At 54.4% G+C, this 25,319-nt stretch carries 29 protein-coding genes and 1 tRNA gene; 21 read left to right on the top strand and 9 right to left on the bottom strand.

Features of this window, described 5'->3' with window-relative positions; all coding sequences use genetic code 11:
- Window position 1 precedes the first annotated feature (1 nt).
- From ACR0M2_RS05265 to ACR0M2_RS05245, 5 genes are all read left to right on the top strand, one after another.
- Window positions 2–709 (top strand): c-type cytochrome, encoded by a 708-nt coding sequence (locus ACR0M2_RS05265; protein ID WP_480704201.1) that lies wholly within the window; start codon window positions 2–4, stop codon window positions 707–709.
- Window positions 710–733: 24 nt separating this feature from the next.
- Window positions 734–1,996 carry an FCSD flavin-binding domain-containing protein gene (locus tag ACR0M2_RS05260; protein WP_480704200.1) on the top strand — a complete coding sequence of 421 codons (1,263 nt, stop codon included), beginning with the start codon at window positions 734–736 and terminating at the stop codon, window positions 1,994–1,996.
- Between the two features lie 80 nt (window positions 1,997–2,076).
- On the top strand, window positions 2,077–2,511 hold the full coding sequence (locus tag ACR0M2_RS05255; protein WP_170408939.1) for a DUF302 domain-containing protein: 435 nt from the start codon (window positions 2,077–2,079) through the stop codon (window positions 2,509–2,511).
- A gap of 1 nt (window position 2,512) precedes the next feature.
- On the top strand, window positions 2,513–3,736 hold the full coding sequence (gene hemA, locus ACR0M2_RS05250; RefSeq protein ID WP_480704199.1) for a 5-aminolevulinate synthase: 1,224 nt from the start codon (window positions 2,513–2,515) through the stop codon (window positions 3,734–3,736).
- A 97-nt stretch (window positions 3,737–3,833) separates the two neighbouring features.
- Window positions 3,834–4,853 (top strand): YeeE/YedE family protein, encoded by a 1,020-nt coding sequence (locus ACR0M2_RS05245; RefSeq protein WP_254437323.1) that lies wholly within the window; start codon window positions 3,834–3,836, stop codon window positions 4,851–4,853.
- A 1-nt stretch (window position 4,854) separates the two neighbouring features.
- On the opposite strand, the gene ACR0M2_RS05240 is transcribed toward ACR0M2_RS05245, so the two are convergent.
- From ACR0M2_RS05240 to ACR0M2_RS05225, 4 genes are all read right to left on the bottom strand, one after another.
- Complete coding sequence (locus ACR0M2_RS05240; protein WP_480704218.1) at window positions 4,855–5,796, bottom strand: MBL fold metallo-hydrolase; 942 nt, start codon at window positions 5,794–5,796, stop codon at window positions 4,855–4,857.
- A gap of 2 nt (window positions 5,797–5,798) precedes the next feature.
- Window positions 5,799–6,596 carry an MBL fold metallo-hydrolase gene (locus ACR0M2_RS05235; RefSeq protein ID WP_254438689.1) on the bottom strand — a complete coding sequence of 266 codons (798 nt, stop codon included), beginning with the start codon at window positions 6,594–6,596 and terminating at the stop codon, window positions 5,799–5,801.
- Window positions 6,597–7,859: 1,263 nt separating this feature from the next.
- On the bottom strand, window positions 7,860–8,078 hold the full coding sequence (locus ACR0M2_RS05230) for a GDCCVxC domain-containing (seleno)protein (RefSeq protein ID WP_480704198.1): 219 nt from the start codon (window positions 8,076–8,078) through the stop codon (window positions 7,860–7,862).
- Between the two features lie 4 nt (window positions 8,079–8,082).
- Window positions 8,083–8,406, bottom strand: a complete 324-nt coding sequence (locus ACR0M2_RS05225; protein WP_170351304.1) for a hypothetical protein — start codon at window positions 8,404–8,406, stop codon at window positions 8,083–8,085.
- A 99-nt stretch (window positions 8,407–8,505) separates the two neighbouring features.
- Between ACR0M2_RS05225 and ACR0M2_RS05220 the strand changes: the two genes are divergently transcribed.
- The 3 genes from ACR0M2_RS05220 (at window position 8,506) to ACR0M2_RS05210 (ending at window position 11,055) form a co-directional block, all read left to right on the top strand.
- The gene (locus tag ACR0M2_RS05220; RefSeq protein WP_170351305.1) at window positions 8,506–8,904 is read left to right on the top strand and encodes a MerR family transcriptional regulator; all 399 of its coding nucleotides are present in this window, start codon (window positions 8,506–8,508) and stop codon (window positions 8,902–8,904) included.
- A 103-nt stretch (window positions 8,905–9,007) separates the two neighbouring features.
- Window positions 9,008–10,411 carry a sensor histidine kinase gene (locus ACR0M2_RS05215; protein ID WP_480704197.1) on the top strand — a complete coding sequence of 468 codons (1,404 nt, stop codon included), beginning with the start codon at window positions 9,008–9,010 and terminating at the stop codon, window positions 10,409–10,411.
- A complete protein-coding gene (locus ACR0M2_RS05210) occupies window positions 10,408–11,055 on the top strand; it encodes a response regulator (RefSeq protein ID WP_170351307.1) in 648 nt (215 codons plus the stop codon). Before ACR0M2_RS05215 ends, ACR0M2_RS05210 begins: the two co-directional genes overlap by 4 nt.
- Before the next feature lie 75 nt (window positions 11,056–11,130).
- On the opposite strand, the gene ACR0M2_RS05205 is transcribed toward ACR0M2_RS05210, so the two are convergent.
- Both ACR0M2_RS05205 and ACR0M2_RS05200 read right to left on the bottom strand, forming a co-directional pair.
- Window positions 11,131–11,988: a hypothetical protein gene (locus ACR0M2_RS05205; protein ID WP_480704196.1), complete on the bottom strand. Its 858-nt coding sequence runs from the start codon at window positions 11,986–11,988 to the stop codon at window positions 11,131–11,133.
- A 159-nt stretch (window positions 11,989–12,147) separates the two neighbouring features.
- On the bottom strand, window positions 12,148–13,029 hold the full coding sequence (locus tag ACR0M2_RS05200) for a cation diffusion facilitator family transporter (protein WP_170351308.1): 882 nt from the start codon (window positions 13,027–13,029) through the stop codon (window positions 12,148–12,150).
- Window positions 13,030–13,263: 234 nt separating this feature from the next.
- Here ACR0M2_RS05200 and ACR0M2_RS05195 point away from each other — a divergent pair, with 234 nt between their 5' ends.
- Window positions 13,264–13,962, top strand: coding sequence for a hypothetical protein (locus ACR0M2_RS05195; protein WP_480704195.1), 699 nt, complete (start codon window positions 13,264–13,266; stop codon window positions 13,960–13,962).
- 463 nt (window positions 13,963–14,425) lie between these two features.
- Here the strand turns inward: ACR0M2_RS05195 and ACR0M2_RS05190 are convergent, their stop codons facing one another.
- Complete coding sequence (locus tag ACR0M2_RS05190; protein ID WP_480704194.1) at window positions 14,426–15,007, bottom strand: TetR-like C-terminal domain-containing protein; 582 nt, start codon at window positions 15,005–15,007, stop codon at window positions 14,426–14,428.
- A 124-nt stretch (window positions 15,008–15,131) separates the two neighbouring features.
- On the opposite strand from ACR0M2_RS05190, the gene ACR0M2_RS05185 reads away from it, so the two are divergent.
- The 8 genes from ACR0M2_RS05185 to ACR0M2_RS05150 all read left to right on the top strand — a co-directional run bounded on the left by ACR0M2_RS05185 (window position 15,132) and on the right by ACR0M2_RS05150 (window position 20,694).
- Window positions 15,132–15,722: a YceI family protein gene (locus ACR0M2_RS05185; RefSeq protein ID WP_480704193.1), complete on the top strand. Its 591-nt coding sequence runs from the start codon at window positions 15,132–15,134 to the stop codon at window positions 15,720–15,722.
- Window positions 15,723–15,785: 63 nt separating this feature from the next.
- On the top strand, window positions 15,786–16,325 hold the full coding sequence (locus tag ACR0M2_RS05180; RefSeq protein WP_480704192.1) for a luciferase domain-containing protein: 540 nt from the start codon (window positions 15,786–15,788) through the stop codon (window positions 16,323–16,325).
- A gap of 209 nt (window positions 16,326–16,534) precedes the next feature.
- A complete protein-coding gene (locus ACR0M2_RS05175) occupies window positions 16,535–16,870 on the top strand; it encodes a hypothetical protein (RefSeq protein ID WP_480704191.1) in 336 nt (111 codons plus the stop codon).
- A gap of 58 nt (window positions 16,871–16,928) precedes the next feature.
- Window positions 16,929–17,396: a DUF411 domain-containing protein gene (locus ACR0M2_RS05170; protein WP_480704190.1), complete on the top strand. Its 468-nt coding sequence runs from the start codon at window positions 16,929–16,931 to the stop codon at window positions 17,394–17,396.
- On the top strand, window positions 17,396–17,860 hold the full coding sequence (locus tag ACR0M2_RS05165; RefSeq protein WP_480704189.1) for a c-type cytochrome: 465 nt from the start codon (window positions 17,396–17,398) through the stop codon (window positions 17,858–17,860). The genes ACR0M2_RS05170 and ACR0M2_RS05165 overlap by 1 nt, the downstream gene beginning before the upstream one ends.
- 12 nt (window positions 17,861–17,872) lie before the next feature.
- Complete coding sequence (locus ACR0M2_RS05160) at window positions 17,873–18,217, top strand: copper resistance CopC family protein (RefSeq protein ID WP_480704188.1); 345 nt, start codon at window positions 17,873–17,875, stop codon at window positions 18,215–18,217.
- Window positions 18,214–19,092: a CopD family protein gene (locus ACR0M2_RS05155; protein WP_480704187.1), complete on the top strand. Its 879-nt coding sequence runs from the start codon at window positions 18,214–18,216 to the stop codon at window positions 19,090–19,092. Before ACR0M2_RS05160 ends, ACR0M2_RS05155 begins: the two co-directional genes overlap by 4 nt.
- A 264-nt stretch (window positions 19,093–19,356) precedes the next feature.
- A complete protein-coding gene (locus tag ACR0M2_RS05150; RefSeq protein ID WP_480704186.1) occupies window positions 19,357–20,694 on the top strand; it encodes an adenylate/guanylate cyclase domain-containing protein in 1,338 nt (445 codons plus the stop codon).
- 105 nt (window positions 20,695–20,799) lie between these two features.
- Here ACR0M2_RS05150 and ACR0M2_RS05145 read toward each other — a convergent pair.
- Window positions 20,800–20,874, bottom strand: a tRNA-Gln gene (locus tag ACR0M2_RS05145).
- Between the two features lie 106 nt (window positions 20,875–20,980).
- On the opposite strand from ACR0M2_RS05145, the gene ACR0M2_RS05140 reads away from it, so the two are divergent.
- Window positions 20,981–21,253 (top strand): hypothetical protein, encoded by a 273-nt coding sequence (locus ACR0M2_RS05140; protein ID WP_480704185.1) that lies wholly within the window; start codon window positions 20,981–20,983, stop codon window positions 21,251–21,253.
- A 51-nt stretch (window positions 21,254–21,304) separates the two neighbouring features.
- On the top strand, window positions 21,305–21,811 hold the full coding sequence (locus ACR0M2_RS05135; protein WP_170504517.1) for a ferritin: 507 nt from the start codon (window positions 21,305–21,307) through the stop codon (window positions 21,809–21,811).
- Between the two features lie 27 nt (window positions 21,812–21,838).
- Here the strand turns inward: ACR0M2_RS05135 and ACR0M2_RS05130 are convergent, their stop codons facing one another.
- Window positions 21,839–22,327: an SH3 domain-containing protein gene (locus ACR0M2_RS05130; RefSeq protein ID WP_425081164.1), complete on the bottom strand. Its 489-nt coding sequence runs from the start codon at window positions 22,325–22,327 to the stop codon at window positions 21,839–21,841.
- Between the two features lie 170 nt (window positions 22,328–22,497).
- Here ACR0M2_RS05130 and ACR0M2_RS05125 point away from each other — a divergent pair, with 170 nt between their 5' ends.
- Both ACR0M2_RS05125 and ggt read left to right on the top strand, forming a co-directional pair.
- Entirely contained in the window at window positions 22,498–23,484 is a 987-nt protein-coding gene (locus ACR0M2_RS05125) for a 2-hydroxyacid dehydrogenase (protein WP_170349330.1), read from the top strand.
- Window positions 23,485–23,524: 40 nt separating this feature from the next.
- Window positions 23,525–25,318, top strand: coding sequence for a gamma-glutamyltransferase (gene ggt / locus ACR0M2_RS05120; protein WP_480704184.1), 1,794 nt, complete (start codon window positions 23,525–23,527; stop codon window positions 25,316–25,318).
- Window position 25,319: the final 1 nt, after the last annotated feature.

Raw genomic sequence — 25,319 nt, 5'->3', positions numbered from 1 at the left:
CATGCGCTGGTCGAACATTTTGAAGTGCGCTGCGGTTATGGTTGCTATCGCCGCATCCACCCACGCCGCCGAAAACCTCGGCGACGCCGAAGCTGGGAAAAAAGTGTTCGCCAAATGCAAAGGCTGCCATCAGGTTGGCAAAGGAGCAGAGAATAAAATAGGCCCGCATCTAAACGGTGTTTTTGGTCGGAAAGCTGCAGGTCTCGAGGGGTTCAAATATTCCAAGAGTCTTGTGCGCGCGGGTAATTCGGGTCTGGAATGGCACGCTGACACTCTATCCGCCTACATCGAAAATCCGCGTGCATTTGCGTCTGGCACCAGGATGAGTTTTCGTGGTCTGAAAGACCCGGAAGACCGCGCCAATGTGATCGCCTATTTGCGGGCGTTTTCCGACAATCCTCAGGACATCCCGGAAGCGGACCCGACGGCAATAGGAACGGATCATTCTATCGACCCCACGATTCTCGCGATTCAAGGAGATCCTGAGTACGGCGCATACCTCAGCAGCGAATGTACGACATGTCACCAGATTGAAGGAGGCGATGAGGGCATTCCTTCGATTGTGTATTGGCCTGACGAAGACTTCGTGGTCGCCATGCACGCTTACAAGGACAAACAGCGGCCACATCCGGTCATGCAAATGATCGCTGGGCGGTTGAGCAATGACGAAATCGCGGCATTGGCCGCATACTTCAATAATCCAGAGTGACAGTGTCTAAGGGGAGGAAACGCGATGACACTCAATAGACGAGTATTTCTTGGAGCCGCCGGGATAGTGGCCGCCGGGCTATCTGCTCCGATGGTGCTGGCTCAAGGCAAACCCCGTGTAGTGGTTGTCGGCGGCGGTGCGGGCGGTGCGACTGCCGCGCGTTACATAGCGAAGGACAGCAAAGGTGAGATTGACGTGACGCTGATCGAGCCGTCTCGGACCTACTACACCTGTTTCTTCTCAAACCTTTATTTGGGAGGTTTTCAGGAGCTATCGGACATCGCCCACAGCTATGGCACGCTTGCCGCGAACTACGGTATCAACATCGTGCATGATTGGGCCACTGGGGTCGACCGCGACGCTAAGACGGTGTCCTTGGCAGGCGGCGGATCAGTTCCTTATGACAAGCTGATCCTTAGCCCGGGTATCGACTTTGTTGATGGTGCGGTAGAGGGCTGGGACCTCTCGGCCCAAAATAAGATGCCGCATGCTTACAAAGCTGGTTCTCAGACAGAGCTTTTGAAAGCGCAGATCATGGCGATGCCCGAGGGCGGTACCTTCGCGATGGTCGCTCCTCCTAACCCGTACCGTTGCCCGCCCGGGCCGTATGAACGGGTTTCGATGGTGGCGCATGTGCTGAAGGCAAACAACCCAACAGCAAAGATCATTGTAGCCGATCCGAAGCCGAAATTCTCGAAAATGGCTTTGTTCCAAGAAGGCTGGGGAAACAACTACGAAGGAATGGTCGACTGGATCGGCGAAGATTTCGGCGGTGGCAATGTATCCGTGAATCCGGATGCAATGACGGTGACTATCGACGGCGAAGAGACAAAAGTCGATGTCTGTAATGTGATCCCAGCGATGAAAGCAGGTCGCATTGCGGAAATGGCGGGAGTAACCGACGGTAACTGGGCACCAGTGAACGCTGCGGACATGTCCTCCAAAGCCGATTCGGACGTTTATGTTCTTGGTGATGCCAGCCAGCAGGGTGACATGCCGAAATCCGGTTTTTCGGCAAACAGCCAGGCGAAAGTATGTGCGAATGCGGTACGAGGTGCGTTGACCGGGTCTAAAGTATTCCCGGCCAAGTTCTCGAACACATGCTGGTCGCTGATCGATACTGATGATGGCGTTAAGGTTGGCGCAACTTATGAGGCGACGCCAGAAAAGATCGCGAAAGTCGATGGCTTTATCAGTCAAACCGGTGAAGATGCCGATTTGAGAAAAGCGACTTACGAAGAGTCACTGGGTTGGTACGCCGGTATCACGTCGGACATGTTTGGTTGAGGCAATCGGGGGCTTTGACCGGTGTCAAAGACCCCGATGATCAATCTGAGAAAATGCGGTTCAGGAGGAGGACTAAAACCATGAAACACTATATTGCCGCAGCCGCGTTTTCCACTGTTCTGGCGAGCCAAGGGCTGGCAGAAGAGATCATCACTATACCCTTCGACGGCAGTTTTGATGATGCAACATTCGCCGTCGAGTCCGCGATTGTGGGACAGGGACTGGTCATCGACTATGTAAGCCACGTCGGCGACATGTTGAATCGAACAGGCGCTGATGTCGGCAGCGACAAACAGATATTTGCAGCTGCAGAAATCTTCATCTTCTGCTCGGCAAAAGTCTCGCGTGAAGTGATGGAAGCAGACCCGATGAATATTGGCTTCTGCCCCTATGGGATTTTTGTAGCCGAAGACGACGACGGCGTGATGGTTGGATACCGAAGCTATCCTGATGGACCAATGCAAAAGGTTCAGACCCTGTTGTCCGGGATCGTAGAAGAAGCCGTTGGGAACTGAAATGAACTATCAGCAGTTTTTTCGTGGTCAACTCGACCAGCTTCAGGAGGAAGGGAACTATCGGGTCTTTGCGGATCTCGAAAGGCAGCGTGGCGCGTTTCCGACAGCGCGTAGCTACGCGGAAGATGGCCCCGAGAAAATCACTGTGTGGTGCTCAAATGATTATCTGGGGATGGGTCAGCACCCCAGTGTTGTTGCAGCAATGCACAAAGTGATTGATGAGGTTGGTGCCGGGGCGGGAGGAACGCGTAATATCTCTGGAACGACCCACCAGCATGTTTTGCTGGAGCAAGAGCTTGCTGACCTGCATGGCAAGGACGCTGCGTTGCTGTTTACGTCTGGTTACGTTTCGAACTGGGCCGCACTGGGAACTCTGGCGTCTCGCATTCCTGGCATCACAGTCTTGTCTGACGAGTTGAACCATGCCTCGATGATCGAGGGCATTCGCCACAGTCGGTGCCAGAAACGTATCTGGAAACACAACGACGTGGCAGACCTTGAAAGGCACCTTGCTGAACTGCCTGCCGACGCTCCTAAGCTCATTGCGTTCGAGAGCGTCTATTCCATGGATGGCGATCTTGCACCAATTGCCGAGATCTGTGATCTGGCGGATCGCTATGGCGCGATGACCTATTTGGATGAGGTTCACGCGGTGGGGCTTTATGGGACGCGCGGCGGAGGCATAGCTGAGCGCGAAGGCCTGATGGATCGGATAACTGTCATCGAGGGGACATTAGGCAAAGCGTTCGGCGTAGTTGGTGGATACATCGCCGCGTCGACAGAGCTTGTCGATTTTGTCCGATCCTTTGCCAGTGGGTTTATCTTCACCACTGCATTGCCTCCCGCCGTGGCCGCAGGAGCTGCCGCTTCGGTTCGGCACCTGAAGCAAAGCAATGCGGAACGACATTTGCACCAGCAGCGCGTGCGCGACGTGCGAGACAGGCTGGACGATCTGGGCATCCCGCATACACCGAACCCAAGTCACATCATTCCGGTCATGGTAGGCGATCCGGTCAAGTGTCGCTTCATCTCTGACGTGCTGATGCGTGACTATGGGATTTACATCCAGCCGATCAACTATCCGACCGTCCCCAAGGGAACAGAACGTCTACGGATTACACCTTCCCCAGTGCATTCCACCGAAGACGTGGATCGACTGGTATCTGCCTTGGGTGAGTTATGGACCCAATGCCAATTGGCCCGCAGGCCAATGGCTGCGCAGTGACAATGACAACTTGACCGAAGACAAGGACGCGCAAGCAACGAAGTGAGAGTTTCTGTTGATGGAAAGGCTCATCGATTTGTTGGGAGACCCTGGCGCTTTGGCATTTGCCGGTGCGCTTGTAGGTCTCCTGTTCGGCGTGACGGCCCAGAAATCTCACTTTTGTTTGCGGGCGTCGACCATCGAGGTCGCCGAAGGCGAGCTTGGTCCTCGCCTGGCGGTTTGGCTGATCGCCTTCACCGCAGCGCTCACCTTAGTACAGGCGTTTGTCGCGTTTGAGTGGTTAAACCTTTCCGAGACACGCGCGATCGCGTCGACGGGTAGCCTCAGCGGAGCAATAATTGGCGGGGCGCTGTTCGGTGCCGGCATGGTTCTGGCGCGTGGGTGTGCATCTCGCCTGTTGGTATTGGCCTCCTGCGGTAATCTGCGCGCCCTGATTACAGGTTTGGTTTTAACCTTAGTGGCTCAGGCTGCTTACACGGGCGTTCTTAGTCCCGCCCGCGAATTGCTTTCCGGGATCTGGACTGTCTCAGGAGGCGCCTCGAGAGATCTTTCAGAAATTCTTGGATTTTCGCCAGCGGCTTATTCAGCCGTTGCAGCGATGGGAATGGTGTCGGCAATTGCATTTGCATTCCACCGGCGAGTTGCGCCTATCAGGATCGTAACAGCCGCAGGCGTTGGTGTGACGGTGGCGCTCGGCTGGTTAATGACATTTGCGATCGCGCAAGCATCTTTTGACGTCGTGCCCGTGTCGTCAGTCACGTTCACCGGACCGGCTACGGATACACTGATGGCGTTGGTTGCGAAGCAAAACGTCGTGTTGTCCTTCGGTATCGGCCTTGTTCCAGGCGTAGCAATTGGTGCCGCAGGCTCGGCCCTAACTGCAGGGGAGTGGAAGATCGAACGTTTTGGCCCGGATACTCCGATGGAGCGCTACCTTGTTGGAGCTGTCCTCATGGGGTTTGGAGCCATGCTGGCCGGAGGTTGCGCAGTGGGTGCAGGGCTTTCAGGAGGGTCCGCCCTGTCATTGACGGCGTGGCTTGCCGTTTTCTTCATGTGGGTTGGAGCGATAAGCGCGCATAGGTTAATGCGCCGAATCCCTGTTCCTCAAACGTCCTGAGTTATTCGAATTCCATCTGCTCATATACCCGCCCGGCATTTTTTGTCGCCAGTTCCTCATACGTGTCCAAATGGGCATACGGTGACTGATCGACATAGTAAGCCTCTGCCAGATCGCCGCCGGCATCCATGTGCTCTTGGATCTTGCCGCGCAGATAGACCAGGTAGTCGCGTGTATAACGGCGCACCTGATCCATGTTCGTCGGATGACCATGTCCGGGGATGACATATTTGGCTCCCAAAGCTTCGAACTCGTTGTCCCATGTTTCAAGCCAATCCGCTGTATAGGTCTCTTGAAAGATCGGCAGCATTCGCTCGTGAAACGCCATATCACCCGCGATAACAAGGCTTTGGTTCGGCAGCCAAATCGAGATATCGCCGGGACTATGGGCCGGCCCGAGATATTTGGCCTCAATCCGGAAATCACCCATTTCAACCACGTATTCATCCTCGAATGTCTCGGTTGGGCCAGCCAGGAAGGTTCTTTCAGCCTTGTCCTGGTTGTACCGCTGCATACCTTCAAGGATCTGTGGGCCGTATTCCTCGAATTCAGCCGCAGCATCTGAATGGGCGATGATCGGAATACCGAGCTCTGACCAGTAGGCGTTGCCAAGCGTCGCGTGCCCCTGACCATTTTCGTTGAAGACAAGCTTAACCGGCTGATCCGTGATTGCCTGAATTTCCTGGTGAAGCGCTTCAGCAAGCACATAGGCTGCGCCGCCGTTTATGACGATCACGCCCTCTCCGGTAACTATGAAGCTGAGGTTGTTGTTGTGACCAGAGTTTTCGTAGGTCGGCGGGGCGGTTGCGCCAATGGCAGAATAGACGCCTGGGATGTATTCGACCGGTTTGGAATACAGCACACTTTGCGGGTATTGGTCTGCAATATCCTCGCTTGCCCAAGCTGGTGTGCCCAGGGCCAAGACAATCGCCAGCGATCGCATCATTATGGTTCTCCAATGAACTTATAAGCAGACCCAGTCTTTTCGACCCGGCCGATCCCACCATTCGGAAGGTGGAAACCAATTATTTTCATTTGCTCGTGGGAAATCTGATCCAGCAGCGAATTCCGAGTTGCTGCGGCCGCCTGTTGATCCTGATCCGTGCCGCTGAGCCAGTCGGGGCGTTCAAAAGCTACGTGTGGATTTCCCAACGCGTCGCCGGCAACCATCACGGATTCACTGCCGCCTCGAACTTCGAACGCCATGTGGCCGGGTGTGTGTCCAAAGCTTGCGCGTGCGGCAATACCGGGAAGGATCTCTTGTCCGTCGTCAAAGAACGCGACTTGATCCTCAATTGCTGCCATACGCCGCTTCGCGCCCACAGCGAACGCAGCGCGATCTTCTCCAATGGTATCCACCGTCGAGGGGTTCCACCAATAATCCCACTCATTTCGGCCAAAGTGATGCGTGGCGTTGGGGAAAAGAAGGTCGTCGAAATCATCCAAAACGCCCCAGATGTGATCCGGGTGCGCATGTGTGAAGATCACGTGCGAGATATCTTCGGGCGACAGGTTGATAGTTTCAAGAGTTTCCAGAAGTTTACCGGAAGTGGGCATGAAATCGGGTCCAGCCCCCACATCGAACAGCACCGTGTTTTGATCATCTCGATAAAGCGCCACGTTGCACTCTGGGTCGTACTTGATAGCGTCCACCTTGTAGCTGTCAAGAAGCTGCCTGAGTTCTTCCTTCGGCATGGCGCCGAAGACCATTTCTGGAGGCAATGAGAGGTACCCGTCTGACATGGTTGCAATCCGAGCCGATGAACCAAGTTGTAGCTCTGCCCAAGCGATTTTGGATTGCGCTCCAACCGCTGTTATACAAGCGGCACCGTACAAGAAGCTGCGCCGCGAAAACGTATTTTCATTCATACGAAATCAATAAAATGAATGTTTTAATTTGTAAATGAAGAAAGATGGAGATGGGGGCAATGCCGGATTCGTCCCAGTCTGCAGCCCGATGAACTGACTGAAGAGGAGCAGGAAGTCTGGGTCGATGAGTTTTGGGAGAGCACCGTGACACTTACGCCTGAATCCCAAGAGCGTTTCACCAATCTTCGCGTGCTTGGGTCAGATTAAAATGAAAGCAACAAAGCTGCTTAAGAAGGCAAACTGAAGGTCAGTCGCGGCCTGACATCAAGTGGCGTTGGCTGAAAGAAAGACAGAAAGAAAACCTAAAGCGAGCCTATTCATTGAGCATGTCTATCCAATTTTTGCGGGAAAACACCGTATGTTTGCTGATCCAGCGCAAATGCACTGGATCAGTAAGTGCACTGTTATGCCAGTTGGGCAAGGTTGCCTGACCGGAAGGCAAAGGTTCTGGGCGCGATTGACGGAGCACGGTTCAAGCACTGCGACTCAATTGACGACATGCTGGGATCGGAACTCGAGGTTTGCGCGACCGCGCGCCGGGTCGATTTCTTGCTGGCTGTGTCACAGCATGTGTCACAGTTTCCGAATGCTGTGACACATCGGATTTTCCGGAGGCTTTGTCGCCCCTTATTTTCCTGGCTTTTCTTGCAAATTGAGCATAAGCGTGCACGAATCAGTGTTTTCGCGCATAGGTTGTGTAAAAATCCCCTTTAAAAACAACATTTTAGACAGTAGTAAGTTTGATGGAACACCATAACTGTGCAACGCATGAAGCATAAGCGTGCAAGCCCAAATTTAGGAAGCATAAGCATGCAAATGCAGAACAAAGATCAAAAGCACTGGAAGTGCCAGCCCACGTCGTAAATTTCGAAACAACGCTAGACCATCCCAGATTTGACTGGCTTCGGCGAGCATCGCAGATCGAAGGCTTTTTTGAGAGCTACCTACTGCGCCGAAATCGGATATTGAGATGGCTCCGGTCAACTTCCGCTTTGCGGGCAAAGATTCAATTCTCTGCCGCGCAGCATCCCGATTGTACTACGTCAGCGAAGCGCAGAAAGCAGACATTGCAAACTTTGGCGGACGAGCCAATTAAGACACTCAACATCTTTGTCGGATATTGCGGTTGCGGCCCGCTCATCCACAACAGCAATCACCTAACTGAATTGGCGGGCACGGGACAGTTGCGTAGGAACAAAAAACACAGCAATCGCCTTCTAACGGTTTCAAGACTGCCTTGCATGACTTGCATTCATAAAACCACTGGCACGATTCAGTTGACATTTTCTCGGTTTCAACGTGCCCACACCGAGGGCAGGTCAAAATGCTATTCAGCACCACAGTTTGTTTTGTCATTGTCTCACATCTGCATGATTAGATAATCGTTGATTTGAGCCTCATTGAACACGATGACCCATGCCAACGCGGTAGTCGCCGTGCTTCCGACAAGCCACCATTTCAGATTTGCCAACGTCCCGTTTCGATGCGCTACGAACAACGAAACCGCGACCAGCGCTGTTGAGATGGCGAGAACATAGTAGCTTGCTGCCGCTATTTTTCCGAATATCGCCAACCAACTGCCACCCAAGCCGAGCAACATCATGGCCATTGGAAGAACACAGCATGTCGCGACCCCCAGAGCTGAAACCGATCCCAAGTAGCTGAGGCTCAAATATTTCTTCATCTTTTGCTCCCGAGGTACTCTATTTGATTGTGTTGAGGCACCGGCATTCAGAGCGTATAACTCCTGTAGTAACTACAGGATCAAGTGGAGGCACTTCACATGATTGCGATTGGTGAGGCTTCCCGGCAAAGCGGGGTCGGCATAGAAACTATCCGCTACTACGAACGCGAAGGTATCGTACCAGGACCCGCACGAGCTCTGAACAATCGTCGCCTCTATTCAGCAAACGATGTGGGAAGACTTCGATTTTTGAAGAAGTGCCGCGACCTGGGGTTTCCTCTATCTGACGCAAAGGTGCTTTTAGAGCTGTCAGAAGGAAGTGCTGAAGATTGCCGGTCAGTGAAAGAATTGGCCGAGGCACACATTGCCAGCGTTCGAAGCAAGATTGATGAGCTCAGACAACTGGAGCACGCCTTGAGTGAGCTTACGGCCAATTGTGATAGCGGTAACGTTCACTGCCCGATGCTGCAAAGACTGAGAACGATGGATGATATCTGACTCCGGCCACTGGGCAGAAGCTCAGTATCCGAGATTTAGCCAGATCACGTCAGACCAAGGTCCGTGGTGCGATAACAGATTGTAGTTCATAGTCGATTTCACGATGAGAGCCAAAGTAACTGACCTGACGATTGGAAATTGGTCGTTGTCGCGAGTCTTTCTTGCGGCCAGCATTTTCGTGATGGGTACTGCTACCGCAATCGTCGGGGTCTGGGTGTCTAATCGAATCCAGAACGCAGTCGTGCAAAACTCCGCCAACTCCGCGGCGCTGTATATGGAAAGCGTAGTATCCCCGCTCAGCCAGGAATTGGCACATGGCTACCGCCTTTCCGAGCAGGCGAGCCTAGCGCTGGACGAGATTTTCATGAGCCAGCCAATGCGTGACCGCATTGTTTCCTACAAATTCTGGAAGCAAGGCGGCGTGATTGCACATGCCTCGGATATAGACATCATAGGAAACCGTTTCAATCCAACGGATGACCTGAAACGAGCATGGGGTGGAAATATCTCCGGCTCTTTTGAAGAGCTTGATCATGCCGAAAGCGCTGCCGAGGCAGCACTGGGGATACCACTACTTGAAGTTTACAGCCCTATCCGCGAACTCTGGTCCGGCGAAATCATCGCGGTCGCGGAGTTCTACGAAAGAGCTGACCAACTGGAGTTAGACTTAGCCAAGGCCAGGCGAACGAGTTGGTTGGTCGTCGGTTCCGCATTTCTTGCAAGTACGATTGTCTTGTATTCCATCGTCGCAATTGGCGACAAAACAATTCGACGACAGGGGACTCTTCTTAAACAGCGCTTGACAGAAAGTGAAAGGATGGCTGAGCAGAATGCCCTGCTGCGGTCGCGTGTGGTCGAGGCGTCAGAAAGATATGCCACGCAAACAGATCGGTTCCTCAAGAAACTCGGTGCCGAGCTGCATGATGGTCCTGCACAATACCTGTCGCTCGCTGCCCTTAGACTGGAGGCGGCGTTTTCCAAAGAGTCCGAAAGGCCTAAAGAGGCAGAGGGAATTCAGCAGTCTTTGCAAAAATCTCTGGTTGAAATTCGTGCAATATCGCGAGGGCTGTCCGCCCCGGACATCGACAACCTGGCGCTTGCCGATGTTGTGAAGAGAGCCGTAGAGGATCACGCCGAACACAGCCCGTTGCGACCGGATATTTCATTCCTGGGTAGCCAGGCCCCAAGGTTGTCATTGTCCGACAAGCTGTGCGTTTTTCGTTTCCTTCAGGAGACGCTTTCCAATGCCGCGAGATATGCTCCAGCTTCCAAGTGCACTGTTATTTCTGAGGCGCAGAACGACCGCATAGTTGTAAAGGTCAAAGACGACGGACCTGGATTTGACAGGTCAGAAGAAGCCGCGTTGCGAGACGATGGTGGCCAGGGGCTTATGGGCTTGCGAGATCGGGTCGAGAGTATTGGCGGCAGGTTCGAAGTCGCATCGAGACCGGGTGAGGGCACGACCATTTCTATGACACTCTTTCCCAGAAAGTTAGGCACATCATGACTACATCTGTCGTAATAGCTGATGATCACCCGATATTCAGGGATGGCTTGCAACGCACGCTGGATGAAGCTGATGGTTTTGAAGTTTTGGCTGCTGGGTCCAGCGCGGAAGATGCAGTATCGCTGGTCGTCACGCATCAGCCGGACATAGCCATTCTTGACCTCTCGATGCCCGGTGGCGGGATAAGCGCAACACGTGAAATTGCGGCAATGGCAAATCCGCCCATCATTGCAATCTTAACGGTCTCAGAGAACAGCAGCGATGTCGCGGACGCCTTGGAGGCGGGCGCGATTGGGTACATTGTAAAGGGCGTAACCGCGAGCGAATTGACCGCTTCCTTACACAGCATCGCCGCAGGTGAAGGGTTCGTTTCTCCGGGCTTGGCCTCGCGGGTATTGCTTCAAATCAACGCTGACACTGGCATGTCTATCAACAGCAGCATTCTCGATGATCTTACGCATCGTGAGGAAGAAATACTTCGACGCGTGGCCAAGGGACTGAGCAATCGTGAAATCGCTGATGAGTTAGACCTTCAGGAAAAGACCGTGAAGCACTACATGACGGCAATCCTGTCCAAGCTTCATGCGCGAAATCGGGTAGAGGCCGCGCTCATTGCGCATGATGTTTGGAACAAGGGAGATTAACTGCGGTCTCTTTGAAGACGATGACGGCCCCTCACTCAAAGAAGCCGCCAACGGATTATCGACTGGAGTTGCTGTTCAGTTGGCAACCGACTGCAACCTCCTGCGATCAGAGGCCGTTGCGTTTCTTTCAACAACAGTTCGGTTGTACGGGTCTTTCAACTCGTAGCGCCCAAACTCGATCTCCTCTTTCCAACCATTGGCATAGTTCACTTCGATGTTGTTGCCCTGGCGTTCGATTTTCGTGGGCCGACTTCCAGCAGCGCCGCCTTGCCCTGAAGAGCGCACGTTGCCGATTGAGATGCCATTTGCCAAAGACCGGAGCCTTGAGACGTCAGCACCAGTCGCGGGGCGCTCCTCAACAGTTCGGTTCTGAGCATTCTTTCTTTCATACCGCCCGTTTTCGATCTCCTCCTTGGTTCCGTCGGCGTAACGCACTTCAATGCCGTTAGCGTTTGTTTCGATCTTTGTTATCCCAGCCGAACCCGACGGCTTGCCCCCTGTTTGAGACCGATCCTTCTTTCCGCTGCCTTTGTTGGAGCGTTTGGAGGCATCATCATCATCATCATCATCGTCATCGTCGTCGCGACCACTTTTTCCTGATCCCGAATTGTCGTCACGATCATCATCTCTGTCGTCGTCGCGATCATCGTCTCTATCGTCATCACGATCATCGTCCCGGTCACCACCACGGCCGCTATTACCTGACCCCGAGTTGTCGTCGCGGTCATCATCTCTGTCGTCGTTACGATCATCATCCCGATCATCGTCGCGACCATCCCCGTCTTTCCCCTTGCCGCTCTTGGCAAAGGCATAGGACGGTTCAAAATGTAGGCGACCATCGGCATCAAACGCTGGCACATAAGGCGTAGCCGCAATCAACGAAGCCAACGCTGCTGTACTAAGAAGTTGACCCAGCTTTCTTTGAATTTTCATTTTCGCCTCCATTTCTAAGCGTCACGCTTCGTGACGTTGGAGACAGGTTACTTCTGGTTCGGCTTTCCCACATCGGGCTTAGGTCTGACGAATTTCAAGCCGAACGTCTTAGTCAGATCAGTCAAACCAATAGAGTTTTTGCTGAGCCATTTGACCAGTTTAGTGGGAATTAACCCCGTCACCCTTCAACTCGTCATCAGGTTCGAGGTGAATGACAAAGACGGAACCCGGATACAAACGATCCAATTCTTCCTCGATGTCATTGCATATATCATGCGCCGCGCTGACTGGCATTGTGCCGTCCACAACAAGATGAAACTCCACGAAGATGACATTCGCGGATCTGCGCCCTTTGAGATCGTGGTACTCTAAGGCTGCGCCGAGATTTGCTTCGATTGCGTTAGAAATAGCCCGCAAGTCATGGTCTGAAAGGCTCACATCCATCAGGCCATCGATGGATGCCCGAATAACTTTCCATCCCTCCCACAAGATGTTCAGTGCAACAAGAATTGCCAGAATCGGGTCGAGGATCAGCCAGCCGGTGACAAGTGCAAGTATCAGACCTGCTATGACACCAACTGAAGTCATGACATCCGTAAAAATGTGCCGGGCGCTTGCCTCCAATGCAGGCGAACCCTCGCGCCGGCCGATTTTGAGCAATAGGTAGGCCCATGCGCCATTCACACCTGTTGCAATGACATTGACGGCAATTCCAAGCAGCGGCGCATCCTCAAGATGCGGGTTAGGGAGCGCCAGCACAGCTTCTCTGATGATCAGGAAAGCTGCCAGCACAATCAGTACGCCCTCGGCGACGGCGGAAAGATACTCAGCTTTTTTGTGACCAAACGGGTGGTTTTCGTCAGGAGGCTTGTTTGCAACGCGAACTGCGAAATACGCCAGCAGCGCCGCAACGACGTTCACGGTTGATTCCATTGCGTCTGACAACAACGCCACCGAGCCCGTCAGCCACCAGGCCAGCAGTTTCAGAGCCAGTACCGCAATGGAAATCGGAATGGACCAAAGAGCAAATTTTTGTGTCATTCGGTCACGAGCCTCAGTCAATCGTTACAAGAGATCCTAGGAACAGATGAGCTATCGTGCTTAACACGTAAGACAGGATTAGGATAAAGATGAACAGGGCCGTAGGGTCGGTCATGCTCGACCGGCTGTCGTGAATGGCGCTGGCACCACAGCGTCATACATCTGTTACTCGGATGGACCCGATTGTTACATACGGCTAGCATCAGTGATCACACAGCACGAAGGGAGACACACATGTCGAAGTTCACCAAACGAAAAACTGCCCACGGGGTTGTTGCACTCCTAATCTGCTGTATCGCGGCGACCGCACAGGCGCAATCGGCAGGCGAGGAGATGTCGTTCTTCATCACTAGTGTGGGCAAGGGCGACGGTGCCAACTTAGGTGGCCTCGAAGGCGCCGATGCTCATTGCAATGCGCTTGCCTCCGCGACCGGTTCTTCCAAGACTTTCGCGGCCTATCTGAGCACCTCAATGTCCATTGATCGCAGCACCGACCCGATGACAATCACCAATGGCGTTTCTGCACGCGACCGGATCGGATCGGGTCCGTGGCATAATGCCGATGGAGAGCTCATCGCCAACAATGTTGAGGACCTGCACAGCGACAGCGTGAATATTAACCTTCAGACCGCGCTCGACGAAAATGGTAACCCTGTCAATGGGCGTGGCAGTCAGCCGAACAAACATGACATTTTGACGGGCTCCGATTCTGCGGGTTTCTTCTCGACGGCAGGAGGTGATACGACATGCAGCAACTGGACTTCGAATAGTGAGGATGGATCTGCGATTGTCGGGCATCATGACCGTATCGGTCTCAACGATGCCCGAAACATGGTGTCCTGGAACTCATCGCACGGCTCGCGCGGTTGCGGAGAGGAACATCTGCCACGTTCAGGCGGGGCAGGTCTGTTTTATTGCTTCGCAACGGACTAATCGGGCAGCATTGGTACGCGTGACGCCCACATTGAACCTGACATTACCAAGTCAGCTTGGGGGATCGCGTTTTGGAAGCGGTTTTTGGGCGGAAATAGTCTAAATGCCGCTTCGTTGCGAGTTTACTAAATTGCAATGCTTGGGTGAGAAGGTTCAGTTTGGGCTGCTTCTAGTCACTTATGTGCAAGTCAGCGAAAGGCGCATCCGAGGAGGATACTGGACATTGCAATGTTTGGCCGGTTCCCGAAAGTCGACATTGCCGTGGGCGACACTGAACCCAAAGGTGTTCATGTTGCATTGTGAATTAGCGGCAGCGACAAATCAGGGTGAAGTCGTCAACGTTGTGGGGAGCGGTTCGAATTGACCCTGCGACGTGCTGATGTCAAGCGGCGAACGTAGCCATACTGCGATCTTGGAAACTGTTATGTTTATTGGCCGCTTTGTTTGCAATTTCAGGCGGTTCTCACCGTCCAGAATTGGTTTTCGCAAAACTGCAAAGCAGATCGACATGTCGATCCAACCAATCTTCGTCCAGGGCCTCGTGACGTATGAGCTTGCGAAAATAAGGTGCAGCGACTGCTAGTTCTATGAGCTGGTCAACCGGAACGTCGGCGGTGATCTCACCGCGGCCGATTGCGGCTGCAAATACTGCTTCTACACTTGCGAACCTGTCTTTCATGAATTCAGTTATCACTAACCGCGCCTCTTCGTCGGTGGACGCAGCAGCGACCACTTGAGGTGCGATTTGGCCCCATGGTGTGTCATTCAAGGCTCCCATCAGTACTCCGAGCAACCAGCGCAGGTCAGATCGCATCGGGCCATCGGTTTTGGGCGGTATGTTCGGCGGTGTTGCGATGCGCCTGAACGCTGCATCACGCAGACAACGCACATCTGGCCAGTGCCTGTAAAGTGTGCTGCGCGAAATGCCAGTTGCCTTTGAAACTGCGCCATGAGTTACGTGCAGCACGCCCTCATCCACCAGTATCCTTTGCGCCGCATCAAGCGCGGCCTGCCGTGTGGCGATCAGCCTAGGATCTTCTTTCAACCGCCCCTCCTATAGAACGTACTGTTGCGCAGCAGAACATTTTGTACTAAAAGTATGGCCGGCTAAAAGCTGAAGCTCAATACTCAATTCCGCGAACACGTCTTGTCAAAATGGGAGCGTATCAATGTTCAAAGTGGCAGCAACCCCGCTGGCGGTACTCTTATCGATGGGCGCGACAACCGCGTTGTCCGAGAGTGGCACTTACGAGCTGGATCCTGGACACAGCCAGGTATTGTTCAGCTACAACCACATCGGGTTCTCAGAAACGTTTGGAATGTTCTCTGGTTTTAGCGGCGAGATAGATTTCAACGAAGATGATCCGTCTGCGTCATCTGTCACAGTGTCTATGCCTGTAAAATCCATGATCACGGGCTGGGACGCCCGTCTGCAACACTTCATGTCCGATGACTTTTTCAGTGCGAGGGACGATGACGTGGTCACTTTCGCCTCGACCAGCATTGAAGTGACCGGGGACAATTCCGCAAATATTTCTGGCGACCTGACCATGAATGGCGTCACCAAACCTGTTGTTCTGGAAACAACGCTTAACAAGTCAGCGCCATACCCTTTTGGCGAAAAGGAGGGCACGCCGACCTTGGGGCTGGCAGCCACGGCGACTATCGTGCGGTCTGAATTCGGACTTGGGGCATTTGCACCTGCGGTGAGCGACGAAATAGCGGTCTTGATCAATGTCGAAGCGTTAAAGGCTGAATGATGTGTGCAAGGGAACTGATATGGTGCCGAGCGCTCATTCTTAACTTTTGACCGGCTGACAAAAATGAATGTGTTCCTGAAACTACTGGCGGCTGCCGCGACAGCGGTGACATTGATGTGCTCGATGGCGTCCGCGCAAGAGCGCTCCTTGCCGGAGCGCATCTCGCCCCGTCCCGAAACGACAAGCGGCGTGCCGCACACTCAGATTGGTGTCGAAATTAATGCCGATTTGGCCCAGCTATTACTGGAGCGAGTTGCGCAATTCCCGGGGGTCACACTTGGCCCCACGCGCATATCATTACCTGGAGCGATTGGCTTTCAGCTTGATCCCGATATGTTGTTGTCCCAACCGAACTCTATCGTCGGTGGGTTTGAGTTTGCGCACATGCATCCTGATGGCAGCTTGCACGCCTCGCTCGACCCAGAAATGGCTCGAAGGGCAATTGAGGCTGGCTGGGCCGTAGCTCACCCTTGGGCCAAGCAGCGTCCTGGGTGGAGCGGCTTTGTCATGATCTATACTCCAACCACACCCGAAGAGCTGGATGTCGTCATCGATCTGGTTGAAAGCTCGTACACCTTCATCACCGGCATCACTCTGGGCTAAACGCCCACCTGCTGACCTTTCCGTTGCTGACAAATAAGCAGGTCAGTCAAAATTCAGTTTTACCGGAATTTCAGGTGATTCATGTACAACCGCTTTAGACGGGCCGGATCCAGAGATGTGGCGCAACTTCAATGGATGCAACTAGGATCGTTTGCTTCGACACATCCTCGTAACTTGTCAAAACTACATACCCCCAGTAGATATTTGGTATGTTTCGCTTGATCTTGTCGATACTTCTTGTTGTTGCATTCTCTGGCGCATCCGCAGCGTCCGTGAAGCATGGCTTGATCCATGGATCGAATCATTCTGGTCATCATGCTCAAATGGCGGACGACGATCCATTGGCTAATGCCGAGAAAGCTGTTGCGGATTGTTGCGACACCACCAGCGGCATGGGTTCAGCATCCTGTTTTGGTGATCTTGTCGCCACGGCGGGGATTTTGCCGATTGCTCCATTCGCGATCTCAGAGGGTGGTGTGACGCACGCTGATTCCGATTTTTCGGGCCTCGCAATGGGCGTCCCCACCGGTCCTCCGAAAGCCTGAACGGCAATGGGCGCCCGCCCGCAATCCGTTCAAAATTCACATCAAAGGACCGACAGACATGATCACACGTCGTCACTTCACCACACTGTCTGCAACTGCCCTCATCGCGACCGCTCTTCCAGTCCGTGCAGGCACCCCAATGCACGTGCTCAGCTCACCAGGTTGCGGATGTTGTCACGCCTGGGCCGACTTGGCTCGCGCACGTGGCTACGCCGTAACCGTTGAGGAACTGACAGACCCCGAGGCACAGAAGTCAGCGCGGGGTATCCCGCTGAACCTCGCATCCTGTCACACCATTGAAGCCGATGGTTATGTCTTTGAAGGCCATGTGCCGTTTGAAGCACTGGAAGCCGTGTTGAAGGATCGGCCTGACATCACAGGGCTTGCTGTTCCCGGCATGCCAGTGGGGTCCCCTGGTATGGGCGACGATCCGTCCGCCCGCTATGATGTCATTGCATTTGGGGGAAAGGCTGGAACCGGAACGGTGTACTACCGCGCGGGCACCGCGCAGCCGTTCGACACCTGATGGCTGGGCGCACAACATTATTGGTCACCGGCGGGCTTGCGCTCGCCGGTTTCACCGTAGCATTCGTTCTGGCCCAGCCCACCAAAGCGGTCGGTCTATTGACACCGGATGACGCTGAACTGGTCGCCATTGGCCAAATAATTTACGCGGAACAATGTGCTGCCTGCCACGGAGCACGCCTGGAAGGACAGCCAAACTGGCGGATACGCGGCGAGGATGGTTTGCTACCGGCACCTCCGCATGACGCCACAGGGCATACGTGGCACCACGATGATGAAACGCTTTTCACCCTGACCAAATTTGGCCTGGCCGGGCTGATAGAGATTGCGCCCGCAACTGGTATGCCGGTCTATGAAGGTGTGCTCAGCGATGACGAAATCATTGCGGTGCTATCCTTTATCAAATCAACCTGGCCCGATGACCTTCGTGAGTATCATGACGAACTGAATGCCCAGTCCGAATAGGAAACAACTCAGATGATCAAACAAACTCTTTTCGGTTTGGCCGTTGCAATGGCTCCGATGCTTGCGGCTGCGCATTCAAAGTCTGAAGCAACGACACCGGCTGACGGCGCGACTGTCACGAACGCGCCGGAGATTTCCATGCGGTTCGATGATCCGATGCGCATCATTTCGATTACGCTGACCTCCTCAGATGGCGACGTCGAAATTGAACGCGAGACAGATATGGACCCCGCCACAGAATTCCGGGCCATGCCGTTGGAAGAGCTTGCACCGGGAAGCTACCGCTTCGACTGGCGAGGTATGGCGTCAGACGGTCACCCGATGCAGGGCAGCTTCTCTTTCACGGTCGCTGAGTGACCGGACTGGCCCCCATTGACGGTGTTGTCGTCTTGGCCATTTTGGCGAAAGCACTTGGCTACGGCGCGGCGCTGCTGGCGATGGGCAGCATCCTGTTCACCGTTCTCTTTGCCACGCGCGCCGAGGCGTCCGTTTTGCGCCTTGCACGTCACCTCTCGGTCGGTGCGGCGCTTCTCGGTCTCGCCGTTCTGGCTCTACGTTTCGGCATCAGAGCGGCGCGGATATCCGGAATGGGCTTTGAGGGCGCGACGGACCCAATGATGCTTGGCATTGTCTGGGACAGCCCGCTTGGCACCGCTGCGATTTGGCGAGGGGTGGGCGAACTCGCGATATTGGCAATCCTGCTCCCCCGCGTAGGGCAGTGGGTCGCTTTGGCGGGCAGCCTTGCCATAGCGATTTCCTTTGCTCAGGTGGGACACTCGCTTGGAGAGCCCAGGGCGCCTCTCGCAGTCTTACTGGTTCTTCATCTTCTGGCAGTCGCCTTTTGGGTTGGCGCTCTTCTGCCCCTGCACAAAGCGGCGCTCACTCCCACTGGGGCCGATCTACTGCACCATTTTGGCAATGTCGCTGCTTACGGAGTTGCCGTCCTGATTGTTGCTGGCGCAGCACTCGCATGGCTGCTTTCGGGCTCTGTGGTCGCCTTGTTCGGAACGGCCTATGGATTGGTACTTTTGGCCAAGGTCGTTATCGTTTCTGCCCTTCTTGGCCTGGCGGCGCTGAACAAGCTGAGATTTGTTCCGGCTCTCAGGGCTGAGAAGCGTGGCGCGGAAATTGCTCTCCGGCGGTCGATTTCAATGGAGATGTTGGCTGTTGTCCTGATCCTGTTTGCAACGGCGACGCTAACCAGTGTGACGACACCTCCTATCAATCTCTGACGGCCTATGGTCCGAAGCAGGAGCTGAAAATACTTGTTACGAATGTCCGCTTGGGGCTGCCTCCAGCCAATTATGCGAGAGGTAGCGAAGGTCGACTACGAGCCCAAAGTGTATGAAGCAGCGAACTGAACTAAAAGTCCACTATCAGTCAGATAAAGCAGGGCGCCCGAAGCAGGAAGTTGATCCGATTGGACTTGTCTGGCATGAATTGAGCTGGTGAGCTCGGACGTTGGTTTGAGCCCGGAGAGCCTATTCAATCGGACAATGAAACAACCGCAAACTCAGTATGCATTCGCAGACGACATTGCCATCGCGTACCAGGTGATTGGCGATGGACCTATAGATGTTGTGTATAGCCAAGGTTGGCTGACCAATATCGAATATGCTTGGCAAAGCCCGCACTATGCGAATTTTCTATCCAAACTCAGCCGGTTTTGCCGACTGATTTTCTACGACAAGCGTGGGACTGGTCTTTCTGAGCGCAATGTTGGTTTTCCAACGCTGGAGCAACGCATTGAGGACATCACCGCTGTGCTCAATGCCATCGGTTCGGATCAGGCCGTGTTACTTGGTGTATCAGAAGGCGCCAACATAAGTGCATTATTCGCAGCTACTTACCCAGAACGTACACGAGCTGTCATTTTGAGTGGAACATCAGCTAAAGGTAGTTGGGCTCCAGACTACCCTTGGGCGCCGACACAGCAGGCTACTGAGAATACGATCAGCTATCTCCGCGAAAACTGGGGAAGTGCATTTGGGCTCGATGAAGCCGCGCCAAGTATGGCAAAAGATGCTGAGGCATGTGAGTGGTGGGGCGGCTACATGCGCAATTCGGCAAGTCCAAAAACTGCGGAGTTAATAACCCGATTGAACGCGGAGCTCGACATTCGTGAAATCTTACCACTGATCGATGCCCCTACGCTCATAGTTAATCGCGAAAATGATGTCTGGCATCCAAAAGATGAGGCGCAATTCGTGGCCGACCTTATTCCCAATTCGGTTTTGAAGTTCGTTCCCGGCATTGATCACCTGGTCTGGTATGGAGATCAGGACCGGGTAATAAACGAAATCGAAGAGTTTGCGACGGGCCAAAAAACCGTCACTCCAAGCGAGCGGGTGCTGCTGACGATATTGATGACAGATATCGTAGGTTCCACAGAACTGGCCGCCAGTTTGGGTGATGATCAATGGCGTGCCTTGCTAGACCAACATGATGAGATCGTGCGTCGACAGCTGGGAATTTACGATGGCTCTGAAATCAACACTACGGGGGATGGGTTCATCACCGCTTTCACAGGACCGACACGTGCAATTCAGTGTGCTAACGCAATTAACTCTGACTTGGCCAATACCAAGTTAAAAGTGAAGGCCGGTATCCACACTGGAGAATGTGAACGACGTGGCGGTGATATTGGCGGGCTGGCAGTTCACATTGCAGCGCGAATTATGGACTCTGCATTACCGAGCCAGATACGGGTTTCAGGCACAGTGAAAGATCTGGTCGTTGGCTCCAAGCTCGAGCTTGCATTCATCGAAAAGCAATCACTCAAGGGTCTGCCGGGAGAGTGGTCATTGTATGAAGCCCATCAGGAACTTCATTGAAGCTGATCATCGACACAGTGTGAGTAGACAAACTTATTGACATCGATTTGCACGAACCGAGTGAAATTTGCACGCTTATAGTTAATTCGCAATTAAGAGAAAAAATGGCTGGGGTGGTAGGATTCGAACCTACGATACACGGTACCAAAAACCGCTGCCTTACCACTTGGCTACACCCCAACGGTGAGGCGCTGTCTACGATTGTTGGTTGGAGGGTTCAAGGGCTTTCGAGTGAAAAAAACTGACTTGGAGCAAAAATTTTTTTCCACGCTCCCGACGATCCAAATTGGCGAAATTTCCGGTCATGGCTTGCCTATCTGGAAAAGGATTTATTGGTCACAAAGCCTATGGGAAAGGTCTGAAAGTGTTGAGCACGGCCACTGTGTTCGAAGGGCGGAGGGTCTTTCACTCACGTTCTGAGCGGCGTTTTGAAGCTGGGAAATACATTGACCCGGAAATTCGCGCCGGATTTGCAGACGCCTTTCATTTGCAGGGAGCGGCATCTAAAATATTGAAATTAAATTATAAAAATAAGAAACTGGGTTGCGGGATTCCTTGAAAATACGTAGCAATGCAAATGAACCGGTACCCCGTGTCACAGGAGACGAAGATGAAGCTGAACCCGAATGTCGCAGAAGCACTGAACCGTCAAATCAACAGTGAACTTCAGGCATCCTACACCTACCTTGCGATGGCCGCATATTTTGAATCGCAGGATCTGCCAGGATTCGCGCAATGGTTCCGCGGTCACTCGGTTGAAGAACAAACACATGCCATGCGTATCTTCGATTTTGTGGCACAGCGTGGCGGGAGAATCGAACTGGAAGGCATCGACACACCCAAGATGGACTATGACTCGCCGGTCGAGGCGCTGGAATATGCGCTTGCCAACGAGGAAAAGGTCACAGGTCAGATCAATGCGCTGTTTGAACTGGCGCACGGGGTCAAGGAGTACAGCACGCAAAACATGCTGAACTGGTTTTTGGCCGAGCAGAACGAAGAAGAAGACTTGTTTGGCAAGATTCTCGACAAGACCAAGGCGGCCAATGGCGATCGGTGGAACCTGTTGCTGTTGGACAAGGATATGGGCACGCGACCCACCCAGGCTACGGAATAGGCGACGGGGCGGCTGCGGTCGCCCCCGTTACTCGCGGATTTCAGAGGGGTCGACTCCCCATAGGCTCGATTTCCGGGCCCAGCCGCGGTAACCGCCAGCCGAGATTTGGCACCAGTCCAGGCTGCAACTGCCTAGGCGCGCCACCACCCCGGATTCGAATTGGGCACTGATCTGCGCATTTGGGTCGGGGCTGGCATAGACAGGCAGCATTTCGGATTCGATCAATACGGTCCGCACGCCGGACAGTAGGGCATAGTGAACCCATCCGCCGGCACCGTCACGGTCCTGAACCTTGCGCCAATTGCCGTATTCAGCCGTGATTTGCAGCGGCATGCCGCGCCGTTTGAACACCCAGTCGATTCGATGTGTTAACGAAGGACCCCGCCGAACATTGCCCTCGGCGGCCTTCATCGAAACATATCTTGGCAATGGCAGGTTGGTCACAGGGCCGCGGGCATCCTGTGCGCTGGCAGCCAAAGTGCCCAGCACAAACAGAAATACGGACAAAACCACCAGAAGGCGGCGTTTTACCGATAGAAAACCACTCACTGACTGCCTGCTCTTGTGCCTGTTGATTTGGTTCCGAAAAAAGGTCGTCTCAATGCGTTGGGGTTCTTGTGCCCCGCCTTATCCTGCGCCACGATGCCATGGCGCGCGAAGGTTTGCAAAGCGATGGGAGGGCGAAAGTGCCAAGAGAACGTCTGAGTGTTGTTGTAACGCGACGGTTGCCCGAGGCAGTGGAAACCAGACTGAGCGAGTTGTTCGACGTCCAGCTGCGCGAGGATGACACCCCCATGTCGCGCGAAGAGCTGGTCGCAGCAGTTCAGAGTGCAGATGTCCTTGTTCCAACGGTGACCGACACAATTGATGGCGGTTTGCTGGGGCAGGCGGGCGAAAACCTGCGCTTGATCGCCAATTATGGGGCCGGTGTCGACAATATTGATGTGTCGACGGCGCGACAGAGAGGCATTCTTGTTTCCAACACCCCCGGTGTGCTGACAGACGATACGGCCGATATGACCATGGCATTGATCCTTGCGGTCACACGGCGTTTTCCCGAGGGGGTCGGTGTGATGCAACGGGGGGATTGGACCGGCTGGGCGCCGACCGCACTGTTGGGTGGACGGATCGGTGGACGTCGCCTTGGCATTCTGGGCATGGGTCGGATCGGCCAGGCCGTGGCCCGCCGTGCCCGTGTCTTTGGAATGCAGGTGCATTACCACAATCGCCGTCGCCTACGCCCTGAGGTCGAAGACGAGTTGGAAGCCACCTATTGGGAAAGCCTAGACCAGATGGTCGCTCGGATGGATGTTCTTTCAATTCATTGCCCGTCGACCCCGTCTACCTTTCATCTGATGAACGCGCGTCGGTTAAAGTTGCTGAAGCCCTCGGCGGTAGTTATCAACACCTCTCGGGGTGAAGTGATTGACGAGAATGCGCTCACGCGCCTGATCCGATCGGGTGATATCGCAGGCGCGGGGTTGGATGTCTACGAACATGGCACTCAAGTGAACCCGCGTTTGCGGCAATTGCCTAATGTTGTTCTGCTGCCTCATATGGGATCGGCCACGCTGGAAGGCCGGATCGAGATGGGCGAGAAAGTCATTATCAATATCAAGACCTTCGAAGACGGGCACCGCCCGCCGGATCAGGTTGTGCCATCCATGTTGTGACGCACCCGCGCCGAAGGAACATTTTTTTCAGGAGGATACGATGCGACGAAATCTGATATCAGGATTGTTTGTGACGGCATTGACCTTTGGCGGGGCGTCCTTTGCGCAGGAAACAGCGGATGCGGTAGCACCCGAGGGTGCCTCGGACGGGCAGGTTCAGGGCCTGACCGACGAAGTGATTGCCTCGCTTGAGGCGAAGTTGGCCGGTCAGCCCGTAACTTCGCAGAACTGGATGGTTGCTGCGGCGAACCCGTTGGCCGTTGAGGCCGGAGCCAAGGTTCTGCGGGCCGGAGGGTCTGCGGCGGATGCCATGGTCGCGGTGCAGGTTGTGCTGGGGTTGGTCGAGCCTCAATCCTCGGGCCTTGGTGGCGGCGCGTTTCTGGTTTGGTACGACGCGGCAACTGACAATTTGACCACGCTGGATGGGCGCGAGACGGCTCCGCTGGAAGCGAACCACCGCCTATTCCACGATGAGAATGGTGAGCCCTTGCAATTCTACGATGCCGTGGTGGGGGGGCTGTCAGTCGGTACGCCCGGTACGCCAGCGTTGCTGGAAGAGGCGCACCGGCGTTGGGGTCGCAGCCCGTGGCCCAGCCTGTTTCAGGATGGCATCACGCTGGCGGATGAAGGGTTCCTTGTATCTCCGCGATTGGCCACTTTGGTCGAGGCAGATGCTGAGAGGTTATCGCGTTTTCCTGTGACGGCTGAATACTTCCTGCCCGGTGGTACGCCTTTGCAGCAAGGTCAGCGCCTGATGAACCCGGACTATGCGAACACGTTGCGTGTTTTGGCCAGTGAAGGGTCGGCCGGGTTCTACGGCGGTGAAATCGCCGCCGGCATCGTCAGCACGGTGCGCGGAGCGCCCGGAAATCCCGGAGTTCTGTCCGGCGTAGATCTGGCGCTGTATCAGGTGATTGAACGCGAACCGGTCTGCGCTGCCTATCGTGTTTATGAGGTTTGCGGCATGGGGCCGCCCTCATCCGGGGCGCTGACGGTCGGTCAGATCCTTGGCATGCTAGACGGGTATGATCTGACCGCGATGGGCCCCGAGGATGCGAATGCTTGGCGGTTGATCGGCGATGCGTCGCGTTTGGCCTTTGCGGATCGCGGCCGTTACATGGCCGATCACGACTATGTGCCGATGCCCACGCAGGGTCTGGTCGAACCCTCCTATCTGTCTGAACGCGGGCAACTGCTGGGCGGTGAGGGCGCGTTGATCGAAGCGACCCCGGGCAATCCAGAGTTCGATCACGCGTCGAACTGGGCGGATGATGTCTCGCTCGAGTTGCCCTCGACCTCGCATATCTCGATTGTCGACCAATATGGCAATGTGCTGTCGATGACCACGACGATTGAAAACGGGTTCGGCTCACGGTTGATGACCAACGGGTTCCTGCTGAATAACGAACTGACCGATTTCTCGTTCAAAACCCACAGCGATGGTGTTCCGATTGCTAACCGGTTAGAGCCCGGCAAGCGGCCTCGCTCTTCGATGAGCCCGACGATAGTCATGCAAGATGGCAAACCGGTATTGGCCATCGGATCACCGGGTGGAAGCCGTATCATTGGCTATGTCGCCAAGTCGATTATCGCCTGGGCTGATTGGGATATGGATGTGCAACAGGCGTTGTCACTGCCGCATCTGGTTAATCGCTTTGGCACCTATGATGTGGAACAAGGCACCGCAGCCGAAGGGTTCTCGGACCCGTTGATCGAGCTGGGGTTCGAGGTGAACCCGCGCGATCTGACGTCTGGCCTGCATGCGATCGAGATCGGAGAGGTCCTAACCGGTGGCGCGGATCCACGTCGCGAAGGCATCGCGCTGGGCGAATAAA

Source organism: Ruegeria sp. BE10, assembly GCF_056538905.1.
Note: the sequence above shows the minus strand (reverse complement) of the source record. Positions and strands in the feature narration are given on the sequence as shown.